Here is a 15,513-nt window from a genome sequence, read left to right as displayed (position 1 = left end):
AACCATTACCATTTGCAAAACGCAGACCATCCGGGGTGTCAAGCCCATCATCTGATGTTGCTTTGACATTAATCGTCCCCATCAGGTTTACGTTACTACCCGCCCCATTAATGTCTATCCCCGTAGAGGACGTTGTAACATTAAGAGAGCCGTTGTTAGCAAACTGACTGTTATCGCCATCGATTGAGATACCCGTACTGCCAGCATCTGTGGTGTAGATATCACCTTTGTTTTCTACGCTATTATTGATCCCCGTGACCTCCAGTCCGGTGCCTTTTTGTGAGACGGTAATGTCGCCCTTATTGTTAAAGGTGTTCTGCTCGCCCGTCACCTCAAAGCCAACGGAGTCTGCGTCGCGTACGGTGGTTTTACCGGCGTTGGTGACTTTGTTGCCCTTACCGGTAGTGGCGATCCCCACGGCGCCGTTGGTGACCAGCAGGTCGCCCCGTTGCGTGATGTTGGCGTTATCGCCGTTGATCGTCACGCCCGCCGAGCCTGCGCCATCGACGTTCAGATCGCCGGTGTTGATCATGCGGGTATTGTCGCCGTCAACTTTGGTGCCTGCTGCACCGCCGGAGATGGTCTGATCGCCTTCATTAATGACCAGCGCATCGTTGCCGTCAATATACAGCCCGGTGGAGCCTTCGCCGCTGGTGGTGGAGTTGCCCTTGTTATCAACCAGTGCGCCGTCGCCGGTGATTTTCGAGCCGGTGCCGCCGTCGGTGATGGTCAGTTCACCCTCGTTGCTGACGTGGGCGTTATCGCCGGTAATGATGGCACCGGTGGAGCCTGCGCCGCTGATGTGTGAGATACCGCTGTTATCCACGGTGATATTGTCGCCGTCGAGAACGATGGCGGTGCCGCCGCCGCTGACGGTGATGTCGCCGGCAAGGGTGGTGTTAGTGCCGTCGCCGGAGATTAACGCGCCGGTGCCGCCGTCCACCGTGGACTTACCGGAGATGGTGTTGGTGGTGTTATCGCCGGTGATGACGATGCCCGTTGCGCCATCGGTGACGGTGGAGTCGCCGCTCAGGGTGTTGTTTGTCCGGTCGCCGGAGATAATCACGCCAGTGTTGTTGTCGCCGCTGATTTGCGCGTCGCGATCGGACTGGTGGGTTTTATCGTCCCCGGTGACGACAGTGGTCTGGTCATTGGCGAGGATCAGATAACCTTCGCTATCATACTTCCAGTAGTTGCCATTCTGTTGGGTGCCTTCAATCACGGCGGCGTTGGTGTCGGTGACGTTCCAGCCGGTTACGTTCAGCGTTTTGCCGTCAGCGGTGGTGAGCTGCCACTGGCCGTCTTTTTCGGCGTAGCTGAGCGTGGCGGCGCCGAGGTGCGTGCCGTCATCCAGTTTGATGTCGTCGAACGCCAGCGTGTTTTTGCCTTTATCGAGGGTGACGCCGTTGCTGAAAGTGGTGACGGTGGTGTCATCAGGCGGTGTGGGTGTATCTCCGCCGTCATCGGGCGGGGTAACGTCGCCGCCATCGTCGGGTGGGACAGGGGTAACATCGTCGCCGTCGTCAGGCGGGGTAACGTCGCCGCCATCGTCGGGTGGGACAGGGGTAACATCGCCGCCGTCGTCAGGCGGGGTAACGTCGCCGCCATCGTCGGGTGGGACAGGGGTAACATCGCCGCCGTCATCGGGCGGGGTAACGTCGCCGCCATCGTCGGGTGGGACAGGGGTAACATCGCCGCCGTCATCTGGTGGGAGGATTGGGGTGTTATTATGTTGGGAATGCCCGCCACCATTGTTATCGATGCCAATCGCTACACCTGCGGCGAGCGCTGCGACTCCGCCAGCCACCCATCCCCAATGGTTGTCTTGTTCTTCGTAGCCAGCGAGGCAACGTGCTGAAAGTTTGTCGCGTTCTTGTTTAGATAATACAGATATATTTGCGGGGCAATCGCTGTCATCATCGTTGTCGGCAGCTATTGCTGGAACGTAGTAGGTTTGGAGTGCTATTGCAATACCTACTGCAATGAGTTTTTTCCTTTGCATAATTGTTATCCTTAGTGAACTATATATCTGACGCAAGATGTAAACTTATTTTGAGGAGCCAATATTGTATTGCTTGCTTTCGGATAACGCTATTTCGCGAAATAATTATGATAACTATGACTTATTGAAGACGTGAATTCATTTATTGTCATTAAGGATGTGTGAAGGATATTTTGTGCGGTTTTGATGAATTAATGTGATTGTTTATTTGCGGGGTGAATGAGTTTAATTTTTCTTCATTTAGATTTGAGAATAAAGAATGAATGGAAAAAGAATAAATAAATGCCCTGAATAACAGGGCAGAATTTAAATCAATGATTAGAGAACCAGTTCAGCTTATCGCGTAGCCCAACCACACGACCGACGATAATCAGCGCCGGGCTTTCAACCTGCTGCGCTAATTCCCCGAGCTGCGCCAGCACACCGTTGACGACGCGTTGTTTCACGGAGGTGCCGTTTTCTACAAGTGCGACGGGCATATCGGGCTGCATGCCAAATTCGATCAGTTTTTCCTGGATCGTGGCCGCCTGGTTCAGCCCCATGTAGAACACCAGCGTCTGTTTCTCTGCCGCCAGATTTTCCCAGTCCAACTCGCCGCCGGTTTTCAGGTGCCCGGTAACCAGACGAACGCTCTGGGCGTAATCACGATGGGTCAGTGGAATGCCGGAATAGGCGGAACAACCGGAGGCTGCGGTAATACCCGGTACGACAGAGAATGGAATACCGGCGTGGCAAAGCGTTTCCAGCTCTTCGCCACCGCGACCAAAGATGAACGGGTCGCCACCTTTCAGTCTCACGACGCGTTTACCCTGTTGCGCTTCACGCAGCAGGATCTGGTTAATCTCTTCCTGCGGTACGCAGTGGTAACCCGCACGTTTACCGACGAATACCCGGTCGGCATCGCGGCGCACGAGGTTCATAATATCGTCGGAAACCAGACGGTCATAAACTACTACGTCTGCCTGCTGGATCTGCTGCAGCCCTTTCAGCGTCAGCAGCCCGGCATCGCCAGGACCGGCACCAACCAGCACCACTTCTCCACGGTGATCCAGTGGTTCGCTAAGCAACTGCTCGGTGGTTTCTTCGATGGCTTTTGTGTCACTGTTTGCCAGCGACTGCGCCAGGCGGTCATTAATGAACAATTTTTCCCAGAAGCGGCGACGTTCACCCATACTGGCAAACTGTTTTTTAACCCGAGAGCGCAGCTTGCCGGCATATTGCGCGACCTGGCCCAGATGCTGAGGTAGCATGGATTCAAGCTTTTCACGCAGCAGACGGGCCAGCACCGGTGAAGTGCCGCCAGAGGAGACCGCCACCATCAGCGGCGAGCGGTCGATAATGGAGGGCATGATAAAACTGGCTGCTTTTGGCGCATCGACCACGTTGCAGAAAATACGCCGTGATTCGGCGGCGGTGCTGACGCTTTGATTGACGGCATCGTCATCGGTGGCGGCAATAGCCAACCAGCAGGTGTCGAGCAAGGACTCATCGAACGGCCCCTCAACCAGCGTCAGCATGTTTTCATCTGCCCATACTTTGAACTGCGGAATAAACGCCAGCGCATTAACCGTTAAACGTGCGCCCGCTTCCAGCAGTAACCGCGCTTTGCGTTCTGCGACATCACCACCGCCGACGATCAAGCAGTCGCGGTCACGTAGTTGACAAAATATAGGCAAATGATCCACGACATTACCCCTTAATTATTGGCAGCAGCCTCTGGCTGATTGATTTTTGCCGGAGCCGGACGCTCCGATTTTGGCGTAGCATACCAATAACCTAATCCCATGAATACGACACCGGACAAAGTATTACCGAGTGTCACCCACAGCAGGTTATGACCAATTCCTGACAGGGTATAGGCTTCGCTGTGATGGCCGAACCAGGAGAGGGCAAACAGCGTCATGTTGGCAACGGAGTGCTCGTAGCCGGAAGCGATAAACGCCAGCAGACACCACCAGATAGCGAGGAATTTTGCCGCGCCTTCGGTACGGATTGCCATCCAGATTGCCAGACAAACCAACCAGTTACACAGTGCGCCTTTAAAGAACAAAACCATTGCAGGCGCGGTCGTTTTCGCCAGAGCAACCGAATGGACGATGCTGGTATCGACCGGCAGCAGGCTACCGCCACCCCAGCTGTAAAGCAGAGCGACAAACACGGAACCGACCAGGTTACCCAGCCAGGTTTTTGGCAGGATTGCCCACATCTGACCGTGGCTGATGGTGCCTGCTTTGACGCCGAGCGTCAGAAACATGGTGTGACCGGTAAACAGTTCCGAACCGGCAATAATGACCAGCGTTAAGGCGATACCAAAGGTTGCACCCATCACAAGAGGACGAACGGACGGGTCGAGCAGATTACCGAGGGTGAAAATAAGAATGATGCCGAGACCCACATAGGCTCCCGCCATTGCCGAACTGATCCAGAATCCGAGCGGGTTATTAGCCGACAGGCGTGCGATGCGCGCAGCGTTAGCCGCACACTTATTGATAGTGTCTGTGAACATGTGTTGATTATCCTTGAAGTACAAACAATAAAAAGAAATCGTAACCGTAGGCCGGATAAGGCATTTATGCCGCCATCCGGCAATGTGCTTGTGCAATTGCCTGATGGCGCTACGCTTATCAGGCCTACTAATAAAAGACCTACAAATACGTCAAAAAAGGGGAGGCGTTGCGCCTCCCAAAATTAATTAACCGCGCAGTTGCACCGTGCCGTCTTTCACTCGCGCTTCGTAATGTTTCACGGAGAACTGTTCGTCTTCCATGCACAGACCGTCGCTTAAGCGAAAACGCTGTTTTTTCAGCGGGCTGGCAACCCACAATTCGCCCTGATGTTCAGCAATCAGCCCACGAGAAAGCACGCTGGACTCAAAGAACGGGTCGATGTTGCTGATCGCAAACACCTGGTCGCTGTGATACGGGCGGAAAATCGCAACCTGCTCGTTACCTAACAGGGCACAGACGCCTGTTGCAGGCAGAATGTCATCGATTTTGCAGATGTTTTTCCACTGGCTCATGCGTTTTCCTCCACCAGAGTCACCGGGATACGCTCATAAGGCGTGGCCGGACGATGTTGTTCACGTTCAGGCACAACCTGGACATTCGGATCGCGTTTTTCGCTGTTGATAAAGTGTTTGAAGCGAACCTGCGCGGATGGGGTGTTAACGGTTTCTGTCCACTCACACACCACTGCTTCACGCAGACGGGCCATCTCTTCTTCAAGATGCTGGTTCAGACCCAACTTGTCGTCGATGATGACGGACTTCAGATACTCAATACCGCCTTCCAGATTGTCTAACCACGGTGCGGTACGGGTCAGTTTGTCGGCAGTACGGATGTAGAACATCATGAAACGGTCAAGGTACTTGAGCAGCGTTTCGCGATCGATATCCGCTGCCAGCAGGTCTGCATGACGAGGTTTCATCCCGCCGTTACCGCAAACGTACAGGTTCCAGCCTTTCTCAGTGGCGATGATACCCACGTCTTTACCCTGAGCTTCCGCACATTCACGGGTACAGCCGGAGACGCCGAATTTCATTTTGTGCGGGGTACGAATGCCTTTGTAGCGATTTTCCAGCTCCACGCCGAAGCCCACGCTATCGCCGACGCCGTAACGGCACCAGGTGCTGCCTACGCAGGTTTTCGCCATACGCAGCGCTTTGGCATACGCGTGACCGGTTTCAAAACCGGCTTCAATCAGCTGACGCCAGATTTCCGGCAGGTCATCTTTCTGCGCGCCGAACAAGCCGATACGTTGAGAACCGGTAATTTTGGTGTACAGGTTAAATTCACGCGCGATACGGCCCACAGCTACCAGGCCTTCAGGGGTAATTTCGCCACCCGCAGAGCGCGGGATCACGGAGTAAGTACCGTCTTTCTGGATGTTCGCCAGGAAGTTGTCGTTGGTGTCCTGCAACGGCGTGTGCTGCGGTTTGAGGATGTACTCATTCCAGCAGGAAGCCAGCAGGGAACCTACGGTAGGTTTACATACTTCACAGCCGTAACCTTTCCCGTGTTTTGCCAGCAGCTCTTCGAAGGTTTTGATGCCTTCTACGCGGATGAGATGGAACAGTTCCTGACGTGAGTACGGGAAGTGTTCACACAGATTGTTGTTAACTTCGATGCCCTGTTTCGCCAGTTCGGCGTTCAGAACCTGCGTTACCAGCGGGATACACCCGCCGCAGCCGGTACCGGCTTTGGTTTCTGCTTTCAGCGCCGCAACGGTATGGCAGCCCTTGTTGATAGCGGCAACCAGCATGCCTTTGGTGACGTCAAAACAGGAGCAAATCTGCGCGCTGTCCGGCAGTTTATCGACACCGATAGACGGCTTACCGCTGCCCGCGTGTGCTGGCAGAATCAGTGAATCCGGATTTTCCGGCAGTTCGATGGCGTTCAGCACCAGTTGCAGCAGATTGCCGTAATCGCTGGTGTCGCCTACCAGAACCGCGCCGAGCAGGGTTTTGTTATCTTCGCTAACGATCAGGCGTTTGTAGACTTCTTTGCTTTCGTCGAGATAGACGTAGCTACGTGCGCCCGGCGTGCGCGCATGCGCGTCGCCAATACCGCCGACGTCAACGCCGAGCAGCTTCAGCTTGGCGCTCAGGTCCGCGCCTTCAAAGGCGTTTTCAGTTTCGAGAATATGGTCAACGGCAACCTGCGCCATTTTATAGCCTGGAGCGACCAGACCATACACGCGGTTGTTCCAACTGGCGCATTCGCCGATGGCATAGATGTCCGGGTCAGATGTCTGGCAAGTGTCGTTAATGACGATACCGCCGCGTGGCGCGACGTCCAGACCGCACTGGGTGGCCAGTTTGTCGCGTGGACGAATACCGGTAGAGAAGACGATGAAATCGACTTCCAGTTCGCTATCGTCGGCAAAACGCATGGTTTTGCGCGCTTCGGTGCCTTCCTGAACGATCTCTTTGGTGTTTTTGCTGGTGTGCACACGCACGCCCATGCTTTCAATTTTGCGACGTAACTGCTCGCCACCCATATGATCCAGCTGTTCAGCCATCAGCATTGGGGCAAATTCAATCACGTGGGTTTCAATGCCGAGGCTTTTCAGCGCACCGGCGGCTTCCAGGCCCAGCAGACCACCGCCGACAACAGCACCGCGTTTGCTGCGTCGCGCGCAAGACTCAATCGCGTTGAGGTCTTCAATGGTGCGGTAAACGAAGCAGTCCTGGGTTTCCGAACCTTTAATCGGTGGGATCCACGGGTAAGAGCCCGTCGCCATGATCAGCTTATCGTAGTAAACCGTACGACCTGCGCTGGAGTGGATCACCTTCTCCTGGCGGTTAATGGTAATTGCGCGCTCGCCCACTAACACCTTAACACCGTGCTTCTCGTAGAATCCTTCACGCACCAGAGAAAGCTCTTCGGCGGTGTGGTGGGAGAAGTAGGAAGACAGGTGTACACGGTCGTACGCTTTGCGGGGTTCTTCACAGAAGACGGTAATATCAAAATTGGCAGCGTCGGATTTATCAAGAAGATCCTCAATAAAGCGATGGCCGACCATACCATTACCGATAATAGCGAGTCTGACTTTGCTCATTTTTGCCTCGATTTCTTTTCTATTACTGCCTACCTTAACGATTCAGCTACCGCGCTTATTGATACAAATCAAATTCGCCCTTATATACTCCTTAAGAGGTATATAACTGATTTGTCAGCATTTTTATAAGTGACGGAATTATTTGGGTTTTCGTGTTTGTATAAATAGCGTACAAATTAAGGGGTTTTTGTAAGAATTGGCCTACATGACCAATGAAAGAAGAGGAGGGTGAGAATGTGCCGGATGATGTGGATACCATCCGGCGGTGAGATTAATGCGTTGCTGGGGCGTTATGCTGGCGATGGCGCGTGACAAACCCAAGAATAAAGCACATCACGAATACAACCGCATACAAGCCGTTAGCTGTTTGCAATGCCGCCTGAGGGCCGCTGTGTGCCACGATAGGGCCGGTGACGACGAAAGTGAGCATGGTGCCGATGGTGCCGCAGGTCAGAACGAAGTTAACCAGTTTGGGTGAGGCGACCTTCGTCTGCTGGGAGCCAAGGGTAATGATGGTGGTATAAATCGCACTGGAGAAGAAGCCCAGCGTCATAATAAACCACGGCATATGCTCTGGCGTACCGGTGATAAACAGATACATCAGGACGGTAGCCAGACCCGCCAGTACGGTCAGGATGCGCTGCAAATCGAAGAAACGCAGAATAAAGCTAAATGCCCACATGCCAACCATGTAAGACATCCAGAAGTCGCTGACCAGTTTACCCGCATCGTTCAGGCTCATGCCCAGGCTTTTGGCGTACTCCGGGACCCAGGAGATAAAACCCAGCTGACCAAGGATGTAGCACAGTGCAGCGATCGCCAGAAACAGCACGCCAATCCCCCATTTTTCTTTTACTACCGGCGCGTCTGACTGCTGAGCGTGTTTACCCAGTGCCGGGAATTCACAACCGAAGGTCAGCAGGAAAATGGCGACGTATACGAGGCCGATGCAGGCATAGACCCAATACCATTCGATGCTGCGCGCTAACAGGAACGCGGCAACCATTGGGAAAATCATACCGGCCATGCTGAAGAAGGAGTCAGTAAACAGCAGGCGGGAACCGCGCTGACGACCTTCGTACATTTGAGTTACCAGGAACGTACCAATCGACATGGTGATACCGCTTACCAGGCCCAATACAAACATGGCGGCGGAGAACAAGGCCAGGCTATGGCTGAACATCAGTCCGGCAACGGCCAGTACCATCAGGATAAAGCCGAAGCGCAACTGGGTTTTCAGTGGCACGATTTCCATTAACCATGCATTCAGAAAGATAGAGATCAGAATGCCGGCATTCAGGAAGGTGAAGGTGTTACTCATGCTGGAAACGGGCAAATGGAAGTAATCTGCGATGTTTCCCATCACCATCCCGGTGACAATTACCAACGCACCTGTCAGGGCGTAGGAGAGAAAGCTAATCCATGTGAGCTTGATGCGATTGCTGTTAGTCATGACTGGCCTGTATAGAAGTGTAAGGCGCATTGACTGCGCCGTGAGCGGGCAGATTTTAGGCGCTTTAGTGACGCATTTAAATATTTATTGGTAATAACTTGGTGCGTTACATTTTTCTATGTGATCTTGATCACATTGATACTTGCAGCCATGAGGTTACATTTGTTTCAGGTACGTAAAATTAAGTAAAGGGATGGCCTTGTCCTTGAAGGCTCTTTAGAATCAATTCACTTGCTTCATTTCTGCTCTTGTTAAGGAATTCTCATGCTCAAATCGACTCTGGCGGCTGTTGCAGCTGTTCTCGCTCTTTCTGCTCTCTCTCCCGCAGCACTGGCAGCAAAAGGTGATCCACATGTTCTGCTGACAACCTCTGCTGGTAACATTGAGCTGGAGCTGAACAGTCAGAAAGCCCCGGTTTCAGTGCAAAACTTTGTCGATTATGTCAACAGTGGTTTCTATAACAACACCACGTTCCACCGTGTGATCCCAGGCTTCATGGTGCAGGGCGGCGGTTTTACCGAGCAGATGCAGCAGAAGAAACCTAACCCGCCAATCAAGAATGAAGCCGATAACGGACTGCGTAACACTCGCGGCACGATTGCTATGGCGCGTACAGCGGATAAAGACAGCGCGACCAGCCAGTTCTTTATCAACATTGCAGATAACGCTTTCCTCGATCACGGCCAGCGCGACTTTGGCTACGCTGTTTTCGGTAAAGTTGTGAAAGGTATGGATGTCGCGGATAAGATCTCTCAGGTACAGACCCATGATGTCGGTCCATACCAGAATGTCCCGTCAAAACCGATTGTTATCCTTTCTGCTAAAGTCCTGCCGTAATCGTATCTTGCGCGGGTAGTTCTTGCCCGCGTTCACCCCTCTCTCTGCGTAACCCGAAATTGCTGCTTATACTTGTGGCAAGTGTCGGCTCATTCAGGGAGGTCACGTGAAAAAACTCACCGATAAACAAAAGTCCAGGCTGTGGGAACAACGGCGAAACGCCAATTTCCAGGCCAGCCGACGGCTGGAAGGCGTAGATATTCCACGGGTTACTCTGAGTGCTGAAGACGCCCTGGCGCGTCTTGAAGAGCTGAGGAGGCACTATGAGCGATAAATTCGGTGATGGTCGCGACCCGTATTTATATCCGGGCCTGAATGTCATGCGTAACCGTCTGGGGATTCATCAGGCGCAGCGTTTAGCGCAGGCGGCTTATGAACTGACAGCACTGCGTGCGGCGACTATCGAATTGGGGCCGCTTAAACGGGGCTTACCGCACCTGTGCGCCATTCATCGCCAGCTGTATCGGGATATTTTTGACTGGGCGGGACACCTGCGTGAAGTCGATATTTACCAGGGCGATACTCGCTTTTGCCACTTCGCCTATATCGAGAAAGAGGGCAATGCGCTGATGCAGGACCTGGAAGATGAGTCCTGGCTGGTGGGAATACCGGAAGACAAGTTTGTCGATCGTCTTGCCCACTATTATTGCGAAATCAATGTGCTGCATCCGTTTCGCATTGGCAGTGGCCTGGCGCAGCGTATTTTCTTCGAACAGTTAGCGATTCATGCCGGGTATATGCTGAGCTGGGATGGCATTCCGGTTGAGGAGTGGAATCAGGCTAATCAGAGCGGGGCGATGGGTGACCTGTCTGCACTGCGGGCGATATTTCGTAAAGTGGTAAGCGAAGCCCCGGAAACTGAGTAGAATAGCGCGGTTCTTATGTACCGGAGCCGCCATGATCCTGCTTATTGATAACTATGATTCTTTTACCTGGAACCTGTACCAATACTTCTGCGAACTGGGCGCTGATGTCCTTGTCCGGCGCAACGACGAGCTGACGCTGGCGCAAATCGACGCGCTGAACCCGCAAAAAATCGTGATTTCCCCTGGGCCATGCACGCCGGATGACGCCGGTATCTCACTGGATGTTATTCGTCATTTCGCCGGTAAGCTCCCCTTGTTGGGTGTTTGTCTTGGCCACCAGGCGATGGCGCAGGCCTTTGGCGCGAGTGTGGTTCGGGCGGCTAAAGTGATGCACGGTAAAACCTCGCCGATTACCCATAACGGGCAGGGCGTTTTTCAGGGACTCGCCAACCCATTAACGGTAACGCGCTACCACTCTCTGGTGGTTGCCCCTGAGACGCTTCCTGAGTGCTTTGAGGTGACAGCCTGGAGTGAAACGCAGGAGATAATGGGCATTCGTCACCGCGAGTGGGATATGGAAGGGGTACAGTTTCACCCGGAGAGTATTCTCAGCGAACAGGGGCATCAGCTGCTGGCTAATTTTCTCAATCGCTGATTTGTAGTTGCTATTCAGTGATTTTTTATTCATATTTTGTGATTATAATTTCACTGGCGTTTCTGCTTAACAGGGTGGTAATGACATGGCAACTGAACAAACTGCAATTACGCGCGCGACATTCGATGAAGTGATTCTGCCGATTTATGCACCGGCTGAGTTTATCCCGGTAAAAGGAAAAGGGAGTCGAGTGTGGGATCAACAGGGCAAAGAGTATGTTGATTTCGCGGGCGGCATTGCAGTGACCGCGTTAGGGCATTGCCATCCGGCATTGGTTGAGGCGTTAAAAACCCAGGGCGAAACCCTGTGGCATACCAGCAACGTATTTACCAACGAACCGGCGTTGCGCTTAGGCCGTAAAATCATTGATGCGACCTTTGCCGAGCGCGTGCTGTTCATGAACTCCGGTACTGAAGCCAACGAAACCGCCTTTAAGCTGGCGCGCCATTATGCCTGCGTGCGTCATAGTCCGTTCAAAACCAAAATCATTGCCTTCCATAATGCGTTTCACGGCCGTTCGCTGTTTACCGTGTCCGTTGGTGGGCAGCCGAAATACTCCGACGGCTTTGGGCCAAAACCGGCGGATATCATCCATGTCCCGTTTAACGATCTGCATGCGGTCAAAGCGGTGATGGACGATCACACCTGCGCGGTGGTCGTTGAGCCTATTCAGGGAGAGGGTGGCGTCACTGCGGCTACGCCGGAATTCCTGCAAGGTTTGCGTGAACTTTGTGACCAGCACCAGGCGCTGTTGGTATTTGATGAAGTGCAGAGTGGAATGGGGCGTACCGGCGATTTGTTTGCCTATATGCACTACGGCGTGACGCCGGATATCCTCACCAGCGCGAAGGCGCTCGGTGGCGGCTTCCCGGTAAGCGCGGTGTTGACCACTCAGGAGATTGCCTCCGCGTTCCACGTGGGTTCGCACGGCTCCACTTACGGCGGTAACCCGCTGGCCTGCGCGGTAGCGGGGGCAGCGTTTGATATCATCAACACGCCGGACGTGCTGGGAGGCATTCAGGCCCGGCGTCAGGCGTTTGTCCAGCATTTGCACAAGATTGATCAACAGTTCGATATTTTCAGCGATATTCGCGGCATGGGGCTGCTGATTGGCGCCGAGCTGAAACCGCAGTTTAAAGGCCGGGCGCGCGATTTCCTCTATGCCGCCGCGCACGAAGGGGTGATGGTGCTGAACGCCGGGCCGGACGTGATGCGTTTCGCGCCGTCGCTGGTGGTGGAGCAGGCGGATATCGATGAAGGAATGCAACGTTTCGCGCAGGCGGTAGCGAAGGTGGTGGGCTGATTGCCGGATGGCGTACAGGGTAAGCTGTGATTCGTAGGCCGGATAAGCGTAGCGCATCCGGCAGTCGAGCTTAACCCTTCATATCCCGCAACCGACGGCTCAGCCAGATCCCGTGGTGCGGTCGCTGACGCCATGCTACCGACGAAATGGTGTGCATGGTATTCAGATGTCCCAATACCCTTTGTAGATGCTGCTCCAGGGTGCTTAACGGACCGTGGGACAGCATCTCTGGTGCCTCGAGAATATTCACATCTCCGGAGCTTCCCGGTCCATCATATTCCAGCCGCTGCTGACAGCGCTGGAGCGCGATTTCGCAGGATTCCAGATACCGCTGCGCCAAATCCGGCGTCAGCATCGTATGTTCCCTTGCCAGCGTGGTCATCGCGTTGATGTGTTCAACGATGAACTGGCTGTGCGTGACCCACAGTTTCATGTCTGCAAGGTAGTGCGAGTTAAATCCCGGCTCCTGCATTGCCTGGTTCAGCGAGTTGAACAGCGTGTTTTGCGTCTGGTTGACGCGCATGCGTTGATACGCCAGCGGCGTGGCCTGTGGATCGTTGCTGAGGATCAGACGAATGGCCTCCTGGTCGGCTTCTAACGCATCGTGGGCGTTCTTACGCAGCAGACCGCTCTGCCACTGTGGCCACAGCCAGAGCGTGCCGCCAAAGGCGATTAAGCAGCCAATGACCGTATCGACAAACCGCGGCACGATAAACTCTTCCCCATTCAGCGTCAGTAGTTGCAGGGTGTATACCGCCGTTACCGTAAAACCGACGGTAGCCCAGCCGTAGTTTTTACGGATGATCAGATAGCTCACCAGGGTGATCAGCAGCATGGCCGCCAGCGTGAAACCTTCGGGAATATGAAAGTGCAATGTGACGCCGGCAATAACCAGTCCAACGAGCGTACCTACGGAACGGTGTAAGATGCGCACCCGGGTCGCCCCGTAGCCATTTTGCGTAACAAACAGGACTGTCATCAAAATCCAGTAAGGCTTTGGCAGGTGTAAAGCGCTGCCCATCAGGCTGGCGATACTCAACATAACGCTGATGCGTCCGGCATTGCGCAGCGCTGGGGATTTCAACGACAGGTAGTTTTTCAGGGCAGGGATCAGCGGCAACCGACGCTGCTTGTCAGCCATTAAGTCACGGGCATACAGCGGGCGCTGGGTCCGTAGCACGCGGGCAATACGGCTGAAGTGCCAGTAGCAAAATTGCCCCACCGGATTGTCCGGATGCTGCCTGGCGATTTTCTCCAGCGTGCCAATCTGCTTTTCCATCGAGAAACGGGTCGGCAAGCGGTGATACAAAATATCATCGGCCAGTACCCGAAGGCGTTCGGCGACGGTTCGCGCGTTCCAGCGAATTACCTGCTCCGCGTGGCTACGCTCAACCAGTTTTTGCACTTCTTCTGGCTGGTGGAGGCTAACGGAAATATGCTCCTGTAAATCCAGCGCCTCCTGAAAGGCACGCAGCAGGCGTTTGTATTCGTTGTTGTGATGTGCCGACAGCATATGCATTTGCTGATAGCACTGGGTAATCAGATCCACCGCCTTTTGTTGGCGAACCAGCAGGGGAGGCAGCGCTTTTTCTGGGTCGGCATGCTGGGTCAGCATGCTGTACTTGGCTTCACAGTAATCGGCTAATTCACGGTACAGCAAGCTGAGCGATTCGCGGAGCGGTTGCTCGCGCCACATCCAGAACCAGAACCAGTTGAACAGGCCATACCATAACGTGCCCAGCGCGTAGATCAGCAGCGGCTCCCAGACGGGCATATTCCCGGCCAGGCTGAGCGTGAAAATCGCCGCGATAAGCGAGGCTGGCAGTAATCGCGCATGCAAGGGGCTTAGCTCGGCGGTTACGCCAAGAATGAGCGTCAGGCCGGTGAGGATCAATGGTAGCGGTATAGTTTGCGCAAGCAGTAGCTGCATGATCAAGCTGCACCCGGCAAACAGCGATGCACCAATGACTAAGCGTTTGAAAAAGCGCTTGTGCGGGGTATCAAGACCGGCAATGTTGCAGCAGGCAGGGACGAGGGAAAAGAGAAGCCCCAAATGAAGCTGACCGATGATCAGACCAACAGCCACAGGTAAACATAGCACCAGCGTTTGTCGTAGTGCGTAGTTGATCTCTGGGTGGTATATCAGTCTTCGCCACATCGGAGTAAACAAAAGTGGCGCATTACTGGGTAACGCGCCACTTCGATGGGGTTAACGCGTGCCGTAGACGACGATGGTCTTACCGTGTGCGGAGATCAGGTTCTGATCTTCCAGCATCTTCAGAATACGACCGACGGTCTCACGGGAGCAGCCAACGATCTGGCCGATTTCCTGACGGGTGATTTTAATCTGCATGCCGTCCGGGTGGGTCATCGCATCAGGCTGTTTCGCCAGATTCAGCAGAGTCTGCGCGATACGACCGGTTACGTCGAGGAAGGCAAGGTTGCCCACTTTTTCAGACGTGACCTGCAGACGACGAGCCATCTGAGAAGACAGGCGCATCAGAATATCCGGGTTGACCTGGATTAATTGGCGAAATTTTTTGTAGGAAATTTCAGCGACTTCACATGCGGTTTTGGCACGTACCCAGGCGCTACGTTCCTGACCTTCTTCGAAGAGGCCTAATTCACCAATAAAATCGCCCTGATTCAGATAAGAAAGGATCATTTCTTTCCCTTCTTCATCTTTGATCAGCACTGCCACGGAGCCTTTAACGATGTAATACAACGTTTCCGCTTTTTCACCCTGGTGAATCAGCGTGCTCTTCGATGGGTACTTATGAATATGGCAATGAGACAAGAACCATTCGAGAGTCGGGTCTGTTTGCGGTTTGCCAAGCACCATGCGCGGTTATCCTCTGTTATAAGCTGTCTCCAGAGCCAGAAAACGACGCTGCCTCT

Annotated in this window: 12 protein-coding genes and 1 pseudogene; 5 read left to right on the top strand and 8 right to left on the bottom strand. The window is 53.7% G+C overall.

Annotated features, from left to right (window positions below; genetic code table 11):
* Positions 1-217 precede the first annotated feature (217 nt).
* From OGX86_RS22850 to tsgA, 6 genes and pseudogenes are all read right to left on the bottom strand, one after another.
* Positions 218-2,002: pseudogene (locus tag OGX86_RS22850) on the bottom strand (BigA/YdbA N-terminal beta-barrel domain-containing protein); the annotation flags it as partial.
* A gap of 311 nt (positions 2,003-2,313) precedes the next feature.
* Positions 2,314-3,687: a siroheme synthase CysG gene (gene cysG, locus OGX86_RS13155; RefSeq protein ID WP_048227396.1), complete on the bottom strand. Its 1,374-nt coding sequence runs from the start codon at positions 3,685-3,687 to the stop codon at positions 2,314-2,316.
* An 11-nt stretch (positions 3,688-3,698) separates the two neighbouring features.
* A complete protein-coding gene (nirC, locus tag OGX86_RS13150) occupies positions 3,699-4,508 on the bottom strand; it encodes a nitrite transporter NirC (RefSeq protein WP_008786308.1) in 810 nt (269 codons plus the stop codon).
* A 186-nt stretch (positions 4,509-4,694) separates the two neighbouring features.
* Positions 4,695-5,021, bottom strand: a complete 327-nt coding sequence (gene nirD, locus OGX86_RS13145; protein WP_003023590.1) for a nitrite reductase small subunit NirD — start codon at positions 5,019-5,021, stop codon at positions 4,695-4,697.
* Positions 5,018-7,561 (bottom strand): NADPH-nitrite reductase large subunit, encoded by a 2,544-nt coding sequence (gene nirB / locus OGX86_RS13140; protein ID WP_286640205.1) that lies wholly within the window; start codon positions 7,559-7,561, stop codon positions 5,018-5,020. The genes nirD and nirB overlap by 4 nt, the downstream gene beginning before the upstream one ends.
* 271 nt (positions 7,562-7,832) lie before the next feature.
* On the bottom strand, positions 7,833-9,014 hold the full coding sequence (tsgA, locus tag OGX86_RS13135; RefSeq protein ID WP_032945197.1) for an MFS transporter TsgA: 1,182 nt from the start codon (positions 9,012-9,014) through the stop codon (positions 7,833-7,835).
* Positions 9,015-9,278: 264 nt separating this feature from the next.
* On the opposite strand from tsgA, the gene ppiA reads away from it, so the two are divergent.
* From ppiA to argD, 5 genes are all read left to right on the top strand, one after another.
* Positions 9,279-9,851 carry a peptidylprolyl isomerase A gene (ppiA, locus tag OGX86_RS13130; RefSeq protein ID WP_003023595.1) on the top strand — a complete coding sequence of 191 codons (573 nt, stop codon included), beginning with the start codon at positions 9,279-9,281 and terminating at the stop codon, positions 9,849-9,851.
* A 106-nt stretch (positions 9,852-9,957) separates the two neighbouring features.
* Positions 9,958-10,125, top strand: a complete 168-nt coding sequence (gene ficA / locus OGX86_RS13125; RefSeq protein ID WP_003827708.1) for a FicA/YhfG family antitoxin — start codon at positions 9,958-9,960, stop codon at positions 10,123-10,125.
* Complete coding sequence (locus OGX86_RS13120; RefSeq protein WP_071446671.1) at positions 10,115-10,717, top strand: putative adenosine monophosphate-protein transferase Fic; 603 nt, start codon at positions 10,115-10,117, stop codon at positions 10,715-10,717. Before ficA ends, OGX86_RS13120 begins: the two co-directional genes overlap by 11 nt.
* A gap of 31 nt (positions 10,718-10,748) precedes the next feature.
* Positions 10,749-11,312 (top strand): aminodeoxychorismate synthase component 2, encoded by a 564-nt coding sequence (pabA, locus tag OGX86_RS13115; RefSeq protein WP_048227393.1) that lies wholly within the window; start codon positions 10,749-10,751, stop codon positions 11,310-11,312.
* A gap of 85 nt (positions 11,313-11,397) precedes the next feature.
* Positions 11,398-12,615: a bifunctional acetylornithine/succinyldiaminopimelate transaminase gene (argD, locus tag OGX86_RS13110; RefSeq protein WP_008786303.1), complete on the top strand. Its 1,218-nt coding sequence runs from the start codon at positions 11,398-11,400 to the stop codon at positions 12,613-12,615.
* Between the two features lie 70 nt (positions 12,616-12,685).
* Here the strand turns inward: argD and OGX86_RS13105 are convergent, their stop codons facing one another.
* Positions 12,686-14,773 carry a YccS/YhfK family putative transporter gene (locus OGX86_RS13105; protein ID WP_008786302.1) on the bottom strand — a complete coding sequence of 696 codons (2,088 nt, stop codon included), beginning with the start codon at positions 14,771-14,773 and terminating at the stop codon, positions 12,686-12,688.
* A 51-nt stretch (positions 14,774-14,824) separates the two neighbouring features.
* A complete protein-coding gene (crp, locus tag OGX86_RS13100) occupies positions 14,825-15,457 on the bottom strand; it encodes a cAMP-activated global transcriptional regulator CRP (RefSeq protein ID WP_000242758.1) in 633 nt (210 codons plus the stop codon).
* Positions 15,458-15,513 lie beyond the last annotated feature (56 nt).

The organism is Citrobacter sp. Cpo040, assembly GCF_030332915.1.
In the GTDB taxonomy this organism is placed as follows: domain Bacteria; phylum Pseudomonadota; class Gammaproteobacteria; order Enterobacterales; family Enterobacteriaceae; genus Citrobacter; species Citrobacter portucalensis.
The sequence above is the reverse complement of the archived record's forward strand: the minus strand, read 5'-3'. Positions and strand labels throughout refer to the sequence as shown.

What these genes read in the sequence shown, in the direction of transcription:
- tsgA (WP_032945197.1), bottom strand. Translation starts at nt 9,014, where the DNA reads ATGACTAACAGCAATCGCATCAAGCTCACATGGATTAGCTTTCTCTCC.
- pabA (WP_048227393.1), top strand. Translation starts at nt 10,749, where the DNA reads ATGATCCTGCTTATTGATAACTATGATTCTTTTACCTGGAACCTGTAC.
- nirB (WP_286640205.1), bottom strand. Translation starts at nt 7,561, where the DNA reads ATGAGCAAAGTCAGACTCGCTATTATCGGTAATGGTATGGTCGGCCAT.
- OGX86_RS13120 (WP_071446671.1), top strand. Translation starts at nt 10,115, where the DNA reads ATGAGCGATAAATTCGGTGATGGTCGCGACCCGTATTTATATCCGGGC.
- argD (WP_008786303.1), top strand. Translation starts at nt 11,398, where the DNA reads ATGGCAACTGAACAAACTGCAATTACGCGCGCGACATTCGATGAAGTG.
- nirD (WP_003023590.1), bottom strand. Translation starts at nt 5,021, where the DNA reads ATGAGCCAGTGGAAAAACATCTGCAAAATCGATGACATTCTGCCTGCA.
- crp (WP_000242758.1), bottom strand. Translation starts at nt 15,457, where the DNA reads ATGGTGCTTGGCAAACCGCAAACAGACCCGACTCTCGAATGGTTCTTG.
- ppiA (WP_003023595.1), top strand. Translation starts at nt 9,279, where the DNA reads ATGCTCAAATCGACTCTGGCGGCTGTTGCAGCTGTTCTCGCTCTTTCT.
- nirC (WP_008786308.1), bottom strand. Translation starts at nt 4,508, where the DNA reads ATGTTCACAGACACTATCAATAAGTGTGCGGCTAACGCTGCGCGCATC.
- OGX86_RS13105 (WP_008786302.1), bottom strand. Translation starts at nt 14,773, where the DNA reads ATGTGGCGAAGACTGATATACCACCCAGAGATCAACTACGCACTACGA.